Origin of the sequence: Streptomyces sp. MBT53 (assembly GCF_016654115.1) — a bacterium.
In the GTDB taxonomy this organism is placed as follows: Bacteria; Actinomycetota; Actinomycetes; order Streptomycetales; family Streptomycetaceae; genus Streptomyces.
Genome location: NZ_JAEQAZ010000007.1, coordinates 101,009 through 116,646, shown reverse-complemented (window position 1 = coordinate 116,646; position 15,638 = coordinate 101,009). Strand labels below are relative to the sequence as shown.

General features: G+C 70.0%; 15 protein-coding genes. 5 read left to right on the top strand and 10 right to left on the bottom strand.

What is annotated here, in order from left to right:
• The first annotated feature begins 264 nt into the window (after positions 1-264).
• The gene (locus JHN45_RS04725; RefSeq protein ID WP_201048118.1) at positions 265-1,473 is read left to right on the top strand and encodes an IS110 family transposase; all 1,209 of its coding nucleotides are present in this window, start codon (positions 265-267) and stop codon (positions 1,471-1,473) included.
• Positions 1,474-1,610: 137 nt separating this feature from the next.
• Here the strand turns inward: JHN45_RS04725 and JHN45_RS04720 are convergent, their stop codons facing one another.
• Complete coding sequence (locus JHN45_RS04720) at positions 1,611-2,345, bottom strand: dienelactone hydrolase family protein (RefSeq protein ID WP_201048117.1); 735 nt, start codon at positions 2,343-2,345, stop codon at positions 1,611-1,613.
• Positions 2,346-2,678: 333 nt separating this feature from the next.
• Here JHN45_RS04720 and JHN45_RS04715 point away from each other — a divergent pair, with 333 nt between their 5' ends.
• Positions 2,679-3,854: an acyl-CoA dehydrogenase family protein gene (locus JHN45_RS04715; protein ID WP_200711980.1), complete on the top strand. Its 1,176-nt coding sequence runs from the start codon at positions 2,679-2,681 to the stop codon at positions 3,852-3,854.
• Positions 3,855-3,858: 4 nt separating this feature from the next.
• Here JHN45_RS04715 and JHN45_RS04710 read toward each other — a convergent pair whose 3' ends face one another.
• Positions 3,859-4,380 (bottom strand): adenylate kinase, encoded by a 522-nt coding sequence (locus JHN45_RS04710; RefSeq protein WP_201048116.1) that lies wholly within the window; start codon positions 4,378-4,380, stop codon positions 3,859-3,861.
• A gap of 56 nt (positions 4,381-4,436) precedes the next feature.
• On the opposite strand from JHN45_RS04710, the gene JHN45_RS04705 reads away from it, so the two are divergent.
• On the top strand, positions 4,437-5,372 hold the full coding sequence (locus JHN45_RS04705; protein ID WP_201048115.1) for an ADP-ribosylglycohydrolase family protein: 936 nt from the start codon (positions 4,437-4,439) through the stop codon (positions 5,370-5,372).
• A gap of 15 nt (positions 5,373-5,387) precedes the next feature.
• Here JHN45_RS04705 and JHN45_RS04700 read toward each other — a convergent pair whose 3' ends face one another.
• From JHN45_RS04700 to JHN45_RS04675, 6 genes are all read right to left on the bottom strand, one after another.
• Positions 5,388-6,677 (bottom strand): FAD-binding oxidoreductase, encoded by a 1,290-nt coding sequence (locus JHN45_RS04700; protein WP_201048114.1) that lies wholly within the window; start codon positions 6,675-6,677, stop codon positions 5,388-5,390.
• Positions 6,678-6,803: 126 nt separating this feature from the next.
• Positions 6,804-7,124 carry a helix-turn-helix domain-containing protein gene (locus tag JHN45_RS04695; RefSeq protein WP_201048113.1) on the bottom strand — a complete coding sequence of 107 codons (321 nt, stop codon included), beginning with the start codon at positions 7,122-7,124 and terminating at the stop codon, positions 6,804-6,806.
• Positions 7,121-8,155, bottom strand: a complete 1,035-nt coding sequence (locus tag JHN45_RS04690) for an ABC transporter permease (RefSeq protein ID WP_201048112.1) — start codon at positions 8,153-8,155, stop codon at positions 7,121-7,123. The genes JHN45_RS04695 and JHN45_RS04690 overlap by 4 nt, the downstream gene beginning before the upstream one ends.
• Positions 8,152-9,753 (bottom strand): ABC transporter substrate-binding protein, encoded by a 1,602-nt coding sequence (locus tag JHN45_RS04685; protein WP_201048111.1) that lies wholly within the window; start codon positions 9,751-9,753, stop codon positions 8,152-8,154. The genes JHN45_RS04690 and JHN45_RS04685 overlap by 4 nt, the downstream gene beginning before the upstream one ends.
• 174 nt (positions 9,754-9,927) lie before the next feature.
• Complete coding sequence (locus JHN45_RS04680) at positions 9,928-11,325, bottom strand: condensation domain-containing protein (RefSeq protein ID WP_201048110.1); 1,398 nt, start codon at positions 11,323-11,325, stop codon at positions 9,928-9,930.
• A 172-nt stretch (positions 11,326-11,497) separates the two neighbouring features.
• Entirely contained in the window at positions 11,498-12,322 is an 825-nt protein-coding gene (locus tag JHN45_RS04675) for a class I SAM-dependent methyltransferase (RefSeq protein WP_201048109.1), read from the bottom strand.
• Between the two features lie 72 nt (positions 12,323-12,394).
• Between JHN45_RS04675 and JHN45_RS04670 the strand changes: the two genes are divergently transcribed.
• Complete coding sequence (locus tag JHN45_RS04670; protein WP_201048108.1) at positions 12,395-12,997, top strand: TetR/AcrR family transcriptional regulator; 603 nt, start codon at positions 12,395-12,397, stop codon at positions 12,995-12,997.
• A gap of 48 nt (positions 12,998-13,045) precedes the next feature.
• Here JHN45_RS04670 and JHN45_RS04665 read toward each other — a convergent pair whose 3' ends face one another.
• Together JHN45_RS04665 and JHN45_RS04660 are read right to left on the bottom strand one after the other, a co-directional pair.
• Complete coding sequence (locus JHN45_RS04665; RefSeq protein WP_201048107.1) at positions 13,046-13,540, bottom strand: hypothetical protein; 495 nt, start codon at positions 13,538-13,540, stop codon at positions 13,046-13,048.
• A gap of 184 nt (positions 13,541-13,724) precedes the next feature.
• A complete protein-coding gene (locus JHN45_RS04660; protein ID WP_201048106.1) occupies positions 13,725-14,423 on the bottom strand; it encodes a TetR/AcrR family transcriptional regulator in 699 nt (232 codons plus the stop codon).
• Between the two features lie 270 nt (positions 14,424-14,693).
• On the opposite strand from JHN45_RS04660, the gene JHN45_RS04655 reads away from it, so the two are divergent.
• On the top strand, positions 14,694-15,638 hold the full coding sequence (locus JHN45_RS04655; RefSeq protein ID WP_201048105.1) for a hypothetical protein: 945 nt from the start codon (positions 14,694-14,696) through the stop codon (positions 15,636-15,638).

The window sequence follows — 15,638 nt, the reverse complement described above, 5'->3', positions numbered from 1 at the left end:
CCCCCGTTATGTTCTTCGCGGTTCCGCAATGGGGCCGCTGGCCTCCGGGCCCGGCATGACTGTTCCCCCCTGTCGAACGGATGACCTGGGGGGTGGTGTCACCGGGCCCGGGAGGTGCCGTCGGAGACGCTGATCAGAGGTCCGGCCACCGCCCGGTCCGGCGCAATGCCGGACAGTTCGCGGGCGGCAGGTCTGCATAACGTGGATGCGCGCGTACGACACCACTGCCAAGGTCGGCACGTTCAACTCCCTTGGAAGGGCGCGATGTTCGACACCGAAGACGTGGGCGTGTTCCTGGGCCTGGACGTCGGCAAGAGTGCTCACCACGGCCATGGACTCACCCCGGCCGGCAAGAAGGTCCTCGACAAGCAGCTGCCCAACAGCGAGCCGAAACTGCGGGCCGTCTTCGACAAGCTGACTGCGAAGTTCGCCACCGTCCTGGTGATCGTGGACCAGCCCGCCTCCATCGGCGCCCTCCCGCTCACCGTCGCCCGGGACGCCGGCTGCAAGGTCGCCTACCTGCCCGGCCTCGCGATGCGGCGGATCGCCGACCTGTATCCGGGCGAGGCGAAGACCGACGCCAAGGACGCCGCGGTGATCGCGGACGCCGCCCGCACCATGCCCCACACCCTGCGCTCCCTTGAACTGACCGATGAGATCACCGCCGAACTGACCGTGCTGGTCGGCTTCGACCAGGACCTGGCGGCTGAGGCCACCCGCACCAGCAACCGGATACGCGGCCTGCTCACCCAGTTCCACCCCAGCCTGGAACGCGTCCTGGGACCGCGTCTGGACCACACCGCGGTGACCTGGCTGCTGGAACGCTACGGATCCCCGGCCGCACTGCGAAAGGCCGGACGCCGCAAGCTGGTCGAGGTGGTCCGGCCCAGGGCCCCGCGCATGGCCACCCGGTTGATCGACGACGTCTTCGACGCGCTCGACGAGCAGACCGTGGTCGTCCCGGGAACCAGCACGCTCGACGTCGTGATCCCGTCCCTGGCCCGCTCCCTCGCGGCCGTCCATGAACAGCGCCGGGCCCTGGAAGCCCAGATCAAGGCCCTGCTGGAGGACCACCCTCTTTCCAAGGTCCTGACCTCGATGCCAGGGGTCGCGGTCAGGACCGCCGCAGTGCTGCTGGTCACCGTCGGCGACGGCACGGGCTTCCCCACCGCCGCCCACCTCGCCTCCTACGCCGGCCTCGCCCCGACCACAAAGTCCTCGGGGACCTCGATCCACGGCGAACACGCACCCAGAGGGGGCAACCGGCAGCTCAAACGCGCGATGTTCCTCTCCGCGTTCGCCGCCCTGCACGATCCCGCCTCCCGCACCTACTACGACAAATGCCGGGCCCGAGGAAAGACTCACACGCAAGCCCTCCTCCGCCTTGCCCGACAACGCATCAACGTGCTGTTCGCGATGCTCCGCGACGGAACCTTCTACGAACCTCGCCTCCCCGAAACCGCCGTCGCATGACCAGCTCAGCCTTGACGAAGGACATAGAGGCACCCCCCACTGTCACGGCCTCGGACGACTCACACCAGCACTCCGCGCAGGTCACCCCAGCGGAAGCCCAGACTTCTTCAGGGGTAAGTAGCTAGGGAGCTAGACCCTCAGCTGTTGGCCAGGGTGCGGTCCAGAAGAGGGAGCAGGCGATCCCAGTGGCGCTTCAGCCCGGAGGCGCTGAAGGCGTCGGTGTCGGACATGGTGAAGCCGTGGACGGTGCCGGGGTAGATCTCGGAGGTGTGGCCGACACCTGCCGCGTCCAGGGCCTGGTTGAGCTCGCCGAAGGCCTCAGGTGTCACGTCGCCTTCGGCGTGGCCGAGGTGGACCTGGGCGGTGAGCCTGGAGAAGAGATCGGCCCCATCGACACCCACGGGTGCGTGGAACGCGGCGACGGCCGCCACTTGGTCGGGGTGGGCCGCGGCGGTGCGCATCGCGTAGAGGCCGCCTATGCAGTAGCCGGTCACCGCGACCGGTCCGGGGCCGACCTCGGGCTGATTGGTGAGGAACCTGAGGTAGGCGTCGGCGTCGCGCAGGACACGTTCGGCGGTGTGCGCCTTGATCAGGGGCATCAGCTGGGCGAAGACCGCGGGCCGGACTTCTTCTCCGATGTACGCGGGAAGCTCGACAAGCGGTGCGGGCCCGTGCCGGTAGAAGGAGTTGGGGACGAGTACGTAGTAGCCGTGCCCGGCCAGTTCGCGGGCCATCTCCCGCAGCACGGGCCGGATGCCGAAGCCGTCCGCGTACATCAGTACCCCCGGGTGCCGCACGCCCTGGTCGGGGAAGGCGGCGAAGGCGTCGGCCTGGCCGTCCGCGGTGGGAATCCGCAGCGTCTTGGTAGGCATGAACAATGCTCCTGTCGTGGTTGATGTGCAGAGCCTGTGATCAACACGACGGGAGGCGGAGCGCGCGCGGCGGCGCAAGAGCCTCGATCGAACAGCGGGCCCGAACCGGCCCGTACGGCGCTCAGAAGAGCCCCGGGTCACCGATCCGTGTGTGGCGCGAGGCCGTCCCGGTCTTCATAGCCGCACAGCGTAGCCCACCGGATATGAGCCGACGGACGCCCTCGTGGCCGAGTAGCACCGGGAGTCACACACAACTCCCCTTGCCGAGCACGGCCGTTGACACCTCGTGCGATCCGCGTCACGGTGAGGGCCCGTAGCGCTCGGAGGTCGCCCATGGCTCCGCTCCCGTCCGATGCCGGTCTCGTCGAACGTGTACGGGAGTTGCAACCCCTGCTCCGTGACAGCGCGTTGCGCACCGAGCAGGAGCGGCGGGTGTCGGCCGAGGTGGTGTCCGCGCTGACGGACGCCGGGGTGTACCGGATGAACGTCCCCCGGCGGTACGGCGGTTACCAGAGTCGGCTGAGCACTCAGGTCCAGGTGCTGAGTGAGATCGCCGCCGGGTGCGGTTCGACGGGTTTCATGGCGCTGATCCAGGCGGGGTGTTCCTATATCGCCGCGCTGTTCCCGGACGAGGCGCAGGACGAGATCTTCACCGGCCCGGATGTGCGGGTCGGCGGCACGCTCATCCCGGACGCCGTCGCGGTGGCGACGGACGGCGGCTATGTCGTCAACGGCACCTCGGGCTTCGCCACCGGCTGCCAGAACGCCGACTGGCATCTGCTGACGGCTCGGGTCGAGTCCGAGGGCGGCCCGCCCGAGGTGCTGTGGACCGCCGTACCGATGGCGGATCTGGAGATCCTCGACGACTGGTACGTGTCGGGCCTTGCGGGCAGCGGCAGCAACAGCGTTGTCGCCCGGGACGTGTTCGTGCCCGCGCACCGCGTCCTGCCCGTGGGGCAGTTGCTCGGGGGTGGCTTTCCCTCCAAGGCCAACGCCGACGACCCCTTCTACCGGATGCCGGTCCTGATGCTGTTCTGTGCCTGGACGGCGCCGAACGCGCTGGGCCTGGCGCGGGCGGCCCTCGCGGAGTTCACCGAGCGCATTCACCGGCGGGGCATCACGTACACCTTCCACGAGCGGCAGTACGAGGCGGGCGTCACCCATCTCCAGGTCGCCGAGGCCGCGTTGAAGATCTCCTGTGCCGAACTGCTGACCCGCGAGTTCGTCGCCCGGATCGAGTCCGCGGCCGACAACGACGAACCGTACACACAGGAGCAACGCGCCAGGATCCGCGCGCAGAGCGGCTACACGACCCGGCTGTGCAAGGAGGCCGTGGACCTCATCGCCTCCGCGTCGGGCGCGTCCTCACTGCACCGGGACGTCCCCGTCCAGCGGGCGGTGCGCGATCTGCACGCGCTCAGCCTGCACTCCTTCGTCAACCCCGCCACCAACCTGGAGCTGTACGGCCGGGTCCTCTCCGGACTCGACGCGGGCACGCCCTTCCTCTGACGGCTCAGCCCGGCGACCCCAACCAGGCGGCGGTGTCCCGGGGTCGGGCGAACCGGAGTGTGGTGAGCGGAGCGAAGCGTGGGTCGTTCGTACGGCGCTCGATCTCGGCGCGTCTGCCGGCGTGCTGGGACCAGGCCCACCAGGCCGGGTGCTCGCGGCTCAGCCAGCCCGCCCAGGTCTCCCTGTTGCCGCCGAAGACGCGCTCGCGGGTGACCGTACGCCGCAGGGAGCGGCGCAGGACGCGCGGCATGATCACGCCTCTCCCGTAGTCCAGCCAGAGCACCGTGTCGGCCAACTCCCAGAGCAGGTCGCGGACTTCGGGCGAGCCGATCGAGTCGATGATCCAGCGGGGTTCCGCGGTGAGCCGTAGCACGTCGTCGGTCAGGTGCTCGTTGACGGCCCAGTCGGGGCCGCTGAAGTAGAGGGCGTCCATCTCGTGGTACGGCAGCTTCAGCCGCTCGCTCACGCCCCGGGCCAGCGTGGACTTGCCCGCGCCCGTCGCCCCGACCACCAGGATCCGCTCCATTCACGCACCCTAACTACGATGTGCGCAGCCCGCCGATCATTAACAGGAGCCCCACCATGAGCAGTCCGCAGCATGCCCACGCCTCCCTGGACGGGCTGGTGACGGGCGACGCCTTCGGGGACAGCTGGTTCACGCGGTCCGACGAGCCCGCCGAGGAGTTGTGGGCCGCGCGGGAGCTGCGGCCCGCGCCGTGGCTGTGGACGGACGACTCGGCGATGGCGTTCGTCCTGTTCGCGCATCTGGTGGCCCATGGGGAGGTTCAACCGGACGCGCTGGCAAGGGAGTTCGCCGCCGAGTACGAGCGGGAACCGGGGCGCAAGTACGGCCCGTCCATGCACGGTGTGCTGCGCCGGATCGGCGAGGGCGAGGACTGGCGGACGGTCACCACGGGGCAGTTCGGCGGCCAGGGGTCCTACGGCAACGGCGCCGCGATGCGGGTCGCCCCGCTGGGCGCCTGGTTCCGGGACGACCTGAAGGTCGCCGTCGAGCAGGCCCGGCTGTCCGCGCTGGCCACCCACGCCCACCCGGAGGCCGTCGCGGGGGCGGTGGCCGTGGCGGTCGCCGCCGCGCTGGCCGCCGCCGGCGCGGGCCAACAGGCGCTGCCGCGCGCCGAGTTCCTGCGGGAGGTCGCCTCCCACGTGCCGGACGGCGATGTCCGCGCGCGTCTGCTGGTGGCCGCGGGCTTCTCCGCGCGGACGTCGGTGCGGCACGCGGCGTCCGTGCTGGGCTCGGGGACGCTGATCTCGGCTCCGGACACCGTGCCGTTCGCCCTGTGGTCGGCGGCGGGGCACCTGGACGATCTACAGGAGGCCCTGTGGCAGACCGTCGCCGGGTGGGGCGACCGGGACACGACCTGCGCGATCGTGGGCGGTGTGGTCGCGGCCCGCACCGGCACCGGCGGCATCCCGTCCGCCTGGCGGGAGGCCCTGGAGGCGATCCCCGCCCGGAGCGGTTGGGACGCGCGCGCGGCAGTCCGCCCAGCGGGCGTGTAGGGAGGGCTGCGGCTGTCAGCCCAGGACCGTCCCCGAGCTCTTGTCGTTGACCGGTCGCAGTCTGGAGAAGGTGCTCAGGTCGATGGTGTGGCCCGTGTACGGGGCCTTGAACACCGCGGGGTGCCGGTCGTGGTCCACGCCGTTCTCGGTCTGCTCGACGATGCTGCGCAGGAATCCGCCGACGAGCGGGGCGTTCTTGAACTGGTTGCCGCTGGTGCCGATCGCCACGTAGTAGCCGGGCAGGTCGGTCTTGTCGTAGATGGGTGTCCAGTCGTCGGTGACGTCGTAGACACCGACGACTCCCCTCGGGCGGTTGGGGACCGTCAGGGTCGAGAGGCGGCGGGCCGCGCGGGTGGCCTGTGCCTCGAACACGGCCTTCGTCACGTCGGGGGCGACGGTGTCGGGGTCGTCGACCCATTGCAGGGGGTCGCATTCGGGTTCGGTCCCGCCGATCAGCAGGCCGCCGCCCACTTCGGAGCGCAGATAGACACCGAGGTCGATGTCCGCGACGCACATGCCCGTCGTGCCCTCCGCGCCTCCGGGCAGGTGATGCACCTCCTGGCGCAGCGGCCGGAGCGACACCGTGAACTCGTCGCCGACGCCCGCGAGTTCGTTGATCCGGCCGGACCAGGGGCCGGCCGCGTTGACGACGATGCCGGTCTCGATCCTCGTCCCGTCGTCGAGGAGCACGGCGGCCACCCGCCCGGAGTGGCGGACCACCTTGGTGACCGCCCGGTTCAGCATGAAGACCGCGCCCTGCCGTACCGCGGCGTCGGCCAGGTTGGCCGCGGCGAGCTGGGGATCGCTGACGTAACCGGCGTCCGGGGTGTAGACCGCGCCGAGGTTCTCGGCGGACGGCGCCCAGAACGCGTCGTCGGCCAGGCGTTTCGGGGGCCAGTGGCGGCCCGTGTCGATGCCGGGCAGCTCGGCGGTGAGGCGGTCGGTGTCCCACTCCTCGTAGGGCACCCCGACGGTGTCGAACAAGGGCAGGTACAGGGCTCGGGGGGCGATGTCCACGTCGAGGAAGGCGAGGCCCGTCCTGACGTACCGGACGAGGCCGGCGGAGTCGGGCAGTCCGGTGTGCTCGGCCCAGTTCTCCCAGTGGAACCTGGACTCCCAGGCGGTGGCGACACCGGCCAGGGTGGAGAAGTTGAACCGCATGATGGCGCTGGACGCGCTGGTGGAGCCGTGCCCTATGCCGCGCGCCTTGTCGATCACGACGGTGCTGCGGCCCGATCGCGCCAGTTCGAGCGCGATCGATGTTCCCATGACACCGGCTCCCACGATCACGGCGTCGGAATGCATCGGCGGTCCTCCATTCTTTCGTCGAGCGTAGGAGCGTCGGCGGGTGTGCCGGAAGCGCTCGCGGTCGCGCCGCACGGCGCTTTCCCGCATCAGGTGTTGCGTCGGGTGTCGCATCGGGTGTTGCGGTCAACCCGCCGATCGGCGCGCGGTGTTGATCCGGGCCAGCTTGAGCGCGAGATGCAGGGTGAGGCGGTCCATCCCGTCGTCCAGGGAGAGGCCGGTGATGGTCTCGACGCGCTTGAGCCGGTGGTAGAGCGTGGTCCGGTGCACATGCATCGCCTGGGCCGTGCTGCCGGAGTCGCCGGCGCGGTCGAGGAATTCCTCGGCGCTCCGGACGAGGAGGGCGAGGCCGATCCGGCCGGAGAGGGTCTTCGGGGCGCGCCGTCGCAGGGCCGCGCCGAACGGGAACCCTCGCCGCGGGGAGTCGGTCTTCAGGAGGGCGGTCATGACGTACCACCTGTTCTGAGCTTCGGTACGACGGCCATGACCAGCAGGTCGGCGGCGATGGTGACGGTCACGTAGAAGGTGGCGAGGAGCATGGTCACGGACTGGACTTCGAGGTTGTCGTGGACGGTCACGGCGTCGACGAGTTCCTTGCCGATGCCCGGATAGCCGAAGAGTTCCTCGACGATGAGCAGTCCGCCGACCAGGTACTGGGCGATGAGCGCGAAGACCTGGATGCTCGGCGCGAGCGCGTTGCGCAGGGCGTAGCGGCGGATCACGCGGGCCTCGGGGATGCCGTTGAGGCGGGCGACGGCGACCGGGTCGGACAGCAGCGCATCCTGCATGCCGGCCCGGATCATGCGGGTGGCCGGTCCCACGGTCACTCCGACCAGGGTGAGCACGGGCAGGACGAGGGTCGCGGGGGTCGCGAGGGGACTGGTGCCGGGGGCCACGAAGGACACCGGGGGCAGCAGGTCGAACCAGGTGAAGAACACGGCGAGCAGGACGGTGCCGAGGACGAACTCGGGCAGCGCCGCGGGCACCAGGGTCACCGTCGTGACGAGGTGGTCGAGCCAGCGGCCCGCCCGCAGAGCCGTGAGGACGCCCAGCAGCAACGAGAGGAGCAGGACCGGTACGAAGACCGTGGCCGCGAGGACCAGGGAGTTGCCGAGTTTGCCGCTGATCTGGTCCCAGACACCGGACCGGCCGCCCGCCGCGTATCCGGCGGCGGTGTTGCCGAGGTCGCCGTGGAGCAGTCCGCCGAGCCACTTTCCGTACTGGACGACGAGGGGCCGGTCGAGTCCCATCGTGTGCCGCAGCTCGGCCACCGCGTCCGGCGTGGCCTGTTTGCCGAGGATCGCGCTCGCCGCGTCGCCCGGCAGCACGGAGGTCGCGAGGAACACCAGCACGGACAGCACGAGGAGGGTGAGGACACCGCCGGCGATCCGGCGCAGGGCGACGCGGGCCAGCGGGTGCCGGGAGCCGAAGGGCGCGGAGACGGGTGCGGTGGTGGGCACCGTGGTGGTGGCGGTCACGACGCGAAATACGCTTCGTTGAGGCCGGTCGGCAGACCGAGGTTCTGGTAGCGGTTCGGGACCAGGCCGCCGACCCGGTTCGACACCGCGTCGAGGTTGTCGACGTTCCCCCACCAGATGTAGCCCCCGCTGTCGTACTGCTGACGCTGTACGGCGGCCCAGGCGGACCGGGCGGCGCTCGCGTCGGGTGCGGCGACGGCGGTGGCGACGAGTTCGTCGGTACGGCGGTCGGACCAGTGGGTCTCGCCGTACGGGGCCTTGGAGACCAGGCTCGCGTTGTAGACGTCGCCCAAAGTCGTCATCCCCTGCCAGATGGTCTGCGCGAAGGGCATCTTGAGGTAGTCGCGGGTCGGATCGAAGTACGAGGTCGGGTCGACCTGGGAGATGGAGATGTCGACGCCGGCGTCCTTTGCCTGCTGCTGGAAGAGCGTGGCGGCCTCGACCATCCCCGGCGCGACGGTGGAGGTCTGCAGCTTCAGGGTCAGTCCCCGGCCGTGTCCGGCCTCGGCGAGCAGGGCCTTCGCCTTGGAGAGGTCGCGGGTGCGTTGCGGGAGGGAGTCGTCGTAGTACTCAAGTCCCTTGCCGTACAGGTCGTTCGCGACCGTGCCGAAGCCGAACAGGGCGACGTCGACCAGTTGTCTGCGGTCGACGATCAGCCGGAGCGCGCGGCGCACCCGGACGTCGTCGAACGGCGGCTTGTCGACGGCCGTGTAGAAGGCCTGCGCGGTGACGCCGGGGCTTCTGATCAGCCGCACGTCGCCCACGAGTTGGGACTTGGCCTGGGTGAAGGGCACCTGGGCCATGACGTCGGTCTGGCCCGACAGCAGCGCGTTGAGCCGGGCGAAGTCGTCCTTCACGGACAGGAACACCAGCTCGTCCAGGTAGGGCTTCCCGGGCTGCCAGTACGCCGGATTGCGTCTGCAGACGGCCTGTTGACCCGGGTCGAGGGAGACGAAGGAGAAGGGCCCTGTGCCGACGGGTCTGGTGAAGTCCTCGGCGCCGCGCCGCACGATGGAGGCGGTGGCGAGACTGTAGGGGAAGAGCAGGTTGGGGCTCTTCAGCGGGACGACGACGGTGTACGGCTCCGGTGCGGACACCTTCTCCAGGTCGACGTCGGCGATGTTGAGGGCGAGCCCGTTGCCGGGTTTCGCCATCCACTTCAGCGAGTACAGGACATCGGCGGCGGTGAAGTCCTCGCCGTCGTGCCAGGTGACGCCCTTGCGCAGCCGGAACGTCCACACGGACGCGGTGGAGTTCGAGATCCAGGACGTCGCGAGCATCGGCCGCAGCCGGCCGTCCGGTCCCATGGTGAGCAGGGGATCGAAGACGGCGCAGCTCATGGCGGTGTTGATGAGGGCGTTCGCGGCGAGGGAGGGGTCGAACGACTCCCCCTTGCCGGCCCCGACCATGCCGACCCGCAGCCGGCCGCCCCTGCGCGGCGGTCCGGTCGGCCCGGCCGACGCCGCGACCGGCTGCCGCCCGCACGCGGCGAGCGGGGCGCCGCCGGCCAGCAGCATCCCGGCCGTGGCGGCGCCCCGCAGAACGGAGCGCCGGGAGGTGGTTCGAGGGGAGAGGGCGGTTGTGCCTGGGCCTGTCATCGTGACTCCCGCTTACGACGCCGGGGGCGAGGTACCGAGCGTTGCCGAACGCGGGGTGAACACCCTCTGGTCAGCGGGTTCGGCTTTCAGGAAGTGTGACATCACGGCAGGAGACAGGCATTCAACACGTGATGCGTAATTCCGGACGGCGGCGCATCACGTGTTGCGTCCGGGTCAGAGACGCACGGGCAGTGCCCGCCGGGCCACCGAGACGAGGTGCTCCCCCACCAGCTCCATGCACAGCCGCATGTTCTTGTCGGCGATGACGTTGTCCGGGATACGGCAGGCGAACTGCAGACCTTCGTGCACCCGGGTCACCCACGCGCACACCTGGTCACCGTACGACACCCGGATCAGCCCGTACGCCTTCAGCTCCTGCCAGCGCTCCGAACCGGGCAGGGCGCGCGAGTCGACGTAGGAGACGATCGAGTACAGGTCGGGGGACGTGGGCCGGAAGTCGGCGCCCAGCAGGCGCAGTACGCGGGCGATGGGCATGCGGGCCAGCGAGCGGTTCTCGCGGAGGGTGGCGCGGACCATCCGCAGGGCGTCGTCGAAGTCCCTCGCGTGCTCGATGGGGATCTCGATCGGCGCGCCGCCCACGTACCAGCCGACGGAGTCGGCCCAGCGGGACTTGGCCCGGGTGTGGAAGGGCACGACGGTGCGGTACACGTCGAGGCCGCTGATCTCGCGGGCGGCGAGGGCGACGGCCGCCAGCACGCCTACGAGGCTTCCGCCGTACGGGCGGCAGTACGCCTCGAAGGCCGCCGCCTCCGTGTCGTCGGTCAGCATCTCCTGGAGGAACTTCTGTGTGGGCAGCGGCCCTTGGGGGTCGAGGCCGAGGTCGACGGGGAAGTTCGGCAGTTTGCCGTCGCAGCGGGCGATGAACTCGCGCCAGCGGGAGACGACGGTGTGCGTGTCGTCGATCAGGTCGGCGTCCGTGCGTTCGCCCGCGCAGAAGTCGATGTAGCTGGCGACGGGCGCCACTTCGACCGTCCTGCCGGCGAGCCCGGCCGAGTACAGCTCGTGCACCTCGCCCGCGATGCGATGGAGCGAGTAGGCGTCGACGTTGCTGTGGTCGAACGCCAGGTACACGCTCGTGCAGTCCTGGCGAACGACCGCGGCGAAGAGGAAGTTCGGCCAGGTGAGCGCGTCCGCCGCGACATCGAAACGGTCCTGCAGATACCGGGTCAGAGTCCCCGCGTCCGCGAACTCGCCGACGTCCTCGCGGTGCAGGGCCACCGCGTCGGCGTCCAGGGTAAAGCGGCGCATCTCGTCACCGGCCCACCGGAAACCGCTGCGCAGCGTCTCGTGCCGAAGCATCCAGGCCCGCAACGCGCCCTGGAGCACGTCGAGTTCGATCCTCCCCGGCATGTCGAAGGCGGTACCGAGCCAGGTCGGCACGAACAGCCCGTCCTCGCGCACCGAACGCGCCGTACGGATATGGGACTCCTGCACATACGCCGGTGGCCGCACGTCGTCGGGAAGCACCCGCGCCGCTCCTACGGCCGTCGGGTGCAGCGTCCACTCGACGAGTCGTCCGGGACGGATCTCGCACCGCTGAAGGTCACTCATGCGCACAGGGCTCTCCGTTCGCCTGCCCACGGGAGGCCGCCGGGCACCACTGTCGATCCATGCCTCCATGCCGCTCGGGCACCGCTCACTGCATGCGGAGATCAACGAGCGGGATATTCGGAAAGCAACGCTCTGGAAGCCGCCGTTCCGAAAGGGAGTGGATCAAAGGGGATCAGAGGGGGGTGGTGGCACGTACCGCGATGACCGCCAGAGTGGTGTACGGCATGGTGAAGCTGCCTCCCAGCACGTCGATGGCGCGGCCCACCTCGCCCTGTATCTCGGCCAGTTGACCGCGGTCGAGGCGGGTGAGGCCGCCGGTCGTGGGGAGCAGTTCCAGCCACTGATCGCGCGTGTACGAGTGCTCCCAGTCGAACCGGGACTGTTCCGGGTCGAGGAACTGGCCGGTCTCGCGAATCTTGTCGGCGACCTTCGCGTACCCCGCCTGGTACATCTCCAGCGGGCGGCGGGCCGACCGGCCGTCGAACGGCGAGTCGGGTGCCACTCGCCGGTAAGCGGCGGCGAAGGGCTCGGCGACCTCGGCCGGCGGCTCGTACACGTGGCCGAAGATCGCCAATCTGCCGTTCGGGCGCAGCACTTGGGCCGCTTTCATGGCGCCGGCGACAGGGTCGACCCAGTGCCAGGACTGGGCTGCGGTCACCACGTCGAACGTACGGCCGTCCGGTTCCCAGGCCTCGAAAGTCGCCACCTCGACCGGCAGGCCGCGGGACCGGGCGAAGTCGGCCATGCGGGCATCCGGCTCGACGCCGAGCACGGTGCAGCCGGCGGCCTGGAACTGGCGGGCGGCGATGCCGGTACCGCAGCCCACATCGAGGACGTCGCGGCCCGGGCTTCCGATGACTGTCCGGGCCACCAGGTCATCGGGGTAGCCGAGGCGGGCCCGGTCGTAGCGTTGCGCGTCCGTGCCGAAGGACTCGGCCATCTGTCGGGCCTGGTGCAGTGGGGTGGGCTCCGGCTGCTCTCGCGGTAAAGTGGGCATGCGTTCACTTTAGTGGGCGAGCGCCCACAAGCCAATGGATGTCAGCGGACTTGCGCGGGAGAGGATCCACAAGTGCCGACCGGGGTGCACCTTCGTGATGCGCGGCAGCAGCTGTTCGACGCCGCCGAACGCGTGCTGCTGCGGGACGGTCCGAACGGGCTGACCAGCCGGGCCGTCACCGATGAGGCGGGCTGCGCCAAAGGCGTCCTGCACCGGCACTTCACCGACTTCGACGCGTTCCTCGCCGAGCTCGTCCTCGACCGGGCCGCGCGGTTGGAGACGCAGGCGCAGGCGCTGCGCGACTCGGCCGGGACCGGCAGCGTCGCCGACAACCTCACCGACGCACTGACCACCTTGTTCGGACCGGTTCCGGTGGCGATCATTCCGCTCATCACCTTCCGGGACGAGTTGCGCGCACGGCTGCGGCAGGCGCGGCCCGGAGGCGGTATCGCCATCCTGGCCCAGGTGACGGCGGCGGTCTCCGCCTATCTGGCCGACGAGCGCGAGAGGGGCCGTATCGCGGCCGACGCCGACATCGACTCGCTCACCCTCTCCCTGGTCGGGGGCGGACATCTCCTGTTCGCCGACCGGGCCTCGGACCCGCCGACCGCATCGACCGTCGGCAAGTTGGTGACCTCGGTGCTCGCCGACGTCGTACAGCGGCGGCCACGCTGAACTCGCCTTGCGGCGCCAAGAGTTGGTGCGGTCCGGCCAACGGGTGCGTCAGCGGAAGCCGACCTCGGTGAAGGCGCAGCCGCCCCGATCCGCGTAAGGCAGCGCTTGTCGTGTCGCGAGCGTCGGGGCTTTCCGGACGTACTGGCGGTAGCCGGACGCGCGGAACCGCAAGTCGAAGGCGTGGCCCTCGATGTGCCACAACGGCAGGTCGTCCCGGCCGTCGCCCGGGACGAGTCGGTGCACGCCGTCGATCTCCAGGTCCGGGGCCGTGCCCTTGAAGTCGAGGTCACCTTCGAGGTCCCAGACGTCGTCGAAGACGAGCGTCGCCGGGGCGACCCAGAAGGAGAAATATGTCTCCGGCGGGACCGGGTGGACCCAGCGGACGATGTAGTCGAGGTCGAGGAGCAGTCGCGGGAGGACGTCGTCGGTCGGCTGCACGGAGAGGCCGTGGACGGTGGCGTCGTGCCAGCCCATCTCCGGGAAGTCGGCGTCGCTCCAGACGCTCTTGGAAAGGCCCGATTCCTGGTGGCCGCCGTGGTCCATGCCCGTATCCAACCATTCGGCCCGCCGGGCCCCGGCACGGGTCAGGCCGCGCTGCCCGCCTTGGAGAGGACGAACCCGGCGTACTCGTGGTCCGCGATCGCCACGGCCATCTCGCGCAGGCGGGACCACCCGGCCCCGTTCGAGGAGGTGTACGTCAGGCGGGTCTCGCGGCCGGGAACGGGAGTCAGTCCGTGGCGGAGTGGGGCAGTGGCTCGGGGACGGCGGACTGCCTCTTGGCGAGGTACTCCACCATGCGGTCTTCGATGTCGTCGAACCGGCTGCCGGCAGCGCCCAGGCCGCGGAAGAGGGTGGTGCAGTAGGCGCGCGACAGGTACTGCGCGTCCCACGCGCCGTCGACCCTCACCCACTGATAGGTGTGGTTGTGCAGGTTGAGGAACTGCAGAGTGGCCAGTCCGGGATCGAGTGGGCGGAATGAACCGTTGTCCATCGCGGCGACGAGCAGGCCCTCGACCACCTCCTCGAACTCACGGCGCTGGTCGAGCAGTCGGGCCCGGTTGGCTCCCCGCAGGCTCCGGTAGTCGTGCTCGTAGACCCAGACGTGGTCGAGCCGGGCGAGGGTGTTCTCCAGCAGCGTCTGCGACAGCATGCGCAGCCGCAGGACCGGGTCCACGTCCTCCAGGGCGACGATCCGGTGGGCGGAGGCCGGCAAGGGGCGCATCACCCGGTCCTGGATCTCGACGAGGAGTTTCTCCTTGGAGCCCATGTAGCAGTAGAGCGCGCCCTTGCCGAGACCGGCTACGTCTCCCACCTCGGCGATACCGGTGGCGGCGTAGCCCTTCCTCGCGAACAGCGCGGCCGCCTTGTCGATGATCTCCTGACGCCTGATCTCGAAGTCCGGCCCGTGGCCTGGTGATCTTGGCATAGCACCACATTTCAGGGCCCCGGAGATCGGCGCGGAGGGGTCGGGGATCTTGAAGTCCTCGCAGGTTCGGTACTTGATCATCACGGTCGGCATCTCGTCGACATCGACCTTCAGCGCACCAGGCGCAGGAAGAGGGTCGTACGCGGGACATGGCCGCGCCGTACCTGCCGGAAGCGGTGGTCGAGATCCGCGGCTTCGGCCCCCCGGTGCACGAGTACGTGAGCGATCCCCCCTGACCACCGAAGACGCGGGGACGTTAGCCTCCGGGGCATGCCTCCATCACCTCGTCCCCTGCCGACGATCACACGATTCGTCCAGGGGCGGATCTGCGCCTACGACCTGGTCGGCGACGTCAAGGGCGTGCTGTCGCCGGTCATGGTCTGCCGACCGTCCCCCGACGACGAAGTCGTCGACCATGCCGTTGCTGTCGGCCGTCAGCGCGCCTACTACACGACCCTCCACGCGGCGGTCTGCGTGACGGCGGACGGGACCGAGGTCTGGCGGTCGCGGTTCGAGCCACGGTCGGACCAGCGGCACGGACACCGGCCCGGTTGTGTGCTGTCGTCGGACGAACTCGTCCTGTGGGTCTACCGGCCCGACGCCATGGCGGGCCGCGACCGACACGACCGGTGGGTCGCCCTGGACGCCGCGACCGGGGCGGTCGTCGCAGAGGCAGAACTGTCGACCGTAGGCCACGGCGGGCTGCACCTGCTGCACCCGGCGGGCGACGAGGTCTTCCTCGATGTGGGCGAGGGACAGGACGGCTCGGTCGTCTTCCGGGCGTCGCTGACCGGGAGCCGGATGGATCTCACCACCTATCCGTGGGACGACCGGTGTCTCATCGCCCTGTCGCCCGACGGACACGAGTTCATGACCGTCCATCACGAGCAGGCCGACGTCGCCCTCCACGCCTATCCCGACGGCGAGGTGCGGTTCGCGCTCTCCGTCGACGCCTTCGGACACGACCCCGACGAGGTCTACGTGGAATGGAGCGGCGGCTATCTGGACCCGGACACCGTCCTCGTCACCCTCGGCGGCGAGACCGAGGACGAGCAGGAGTGGTTCCGGCACTACCGGGTGGATGTGCGCTCCGGCCGGGTCGGAGCCGAGTTCGACGCGCGCACGGACGACCACTACGACATGCGGCCCCTCGGCGACGGCACCTGGCTCACCACGGACGCGTCCGGCCATCCGGTCCGCTGGACGGACTCCTAG

What these genes read in the sequence shown, in the direction of transcription:
- JHN45_RS04710 (WP_201048116.1), bottom strand. Translation starts at nt 4,380, where the DNA reads ATGGAGCGGATCCTGGTGGTCGGGGCGACGGGCGCGGGCAAGTCCACG.
- JHN45_RS04695 (WP_201048113.1), bottom strand. Translation starts at nt 7,124, where the DNA reads ATGACCGCCCTCCTGAAGACCGACTCCCCGCGGCGAGGGTTCCCGTTC.
- JHN45_RS04725 (WP_201048118.1), top strand. Translation starts at nt 265, where the DNA reads ATGTTCGACACCGAAGACGTGGGCGTGTTCCTGGGCCTGGACGTCGGC.
- JHN45_RS04715 (WP_200711980.1), top strand. Translation starts at nt 2,679, where the DNA reads ATGGCTCCGCTCCCGTCCGATGCCGGTCTCGTCGAACGTGTACGGGAG.
- JHN45_RS04705 (WP_201048115.1), top strand. Translation starts at nt 4,437, where the DNA reads ATGAGCAGTCCGCAGCATGCCCACGCCTCCCTGGACGGGCTGGTGACG.
- JHN45_RS04675 (WP_201048109.1), bottom strand. Translation starts at nt 12,322, where the DNA reads ATGCCCACTTTACCGCGAGAGCAGCCGGAGCCCACCCCACTGCACCAG.
- JHN45_RS04655 (WP_201048105.1), top strand. Translation starts at nt 14,694, where the DNA reads ATGCCTCCATCACCTCGTCCCCTGCCGACGATCACACGATTCGTCCAG.
- JHN45_RS04660 (WP_201048106.1), bottom strand. Translation starts at nt 14,423, where the DNA reads ATGCCAAGATCACCAGGCCACGGGCCGGACTTCGAGATCAGGCGTCAG.
- JHN45_RS04720 (WP_201048117.1), bottom strand. Translation starts at nt 2,345, where the DNA reads ATGCCTACCAAGACGCTGCGGATTCCCACCGCGGACGGCCAGGCCGAC.
- JHN45_RS04665 (WP_201048107.1), bottom strand. Translation starts at nt 13,540, where the DNA reads ATGGACCACGGCGGCCACCAGGAATCGGGCCTTTCCAAGAGCGTCTGG.
- JHN45_RS04700 (WP_201048114.1), bottom strand. Translation starts at nt 6,677, where the DNA reads ATGCATTCCGACGCCGTGATCGTGGGAGCCGGTGTCATGGGAACATCG.
- JHN45_RS04680 (WP_201048110.1), bottom strand. Translation starts at nt 11,325, where the DNA reads ATGAGTGACCTTCAGCGGTGCGAGATCCGTCCCGGACGACTCGTCGAG.
- JHN45_RS04685 (WP_201048111.1), bottom strand. Translation starts at nt 9,753, where the DNA reads ATGACAGGCCCAGGCACAACCGCCCTCTCCCCTCGAACCACCTCCCGG.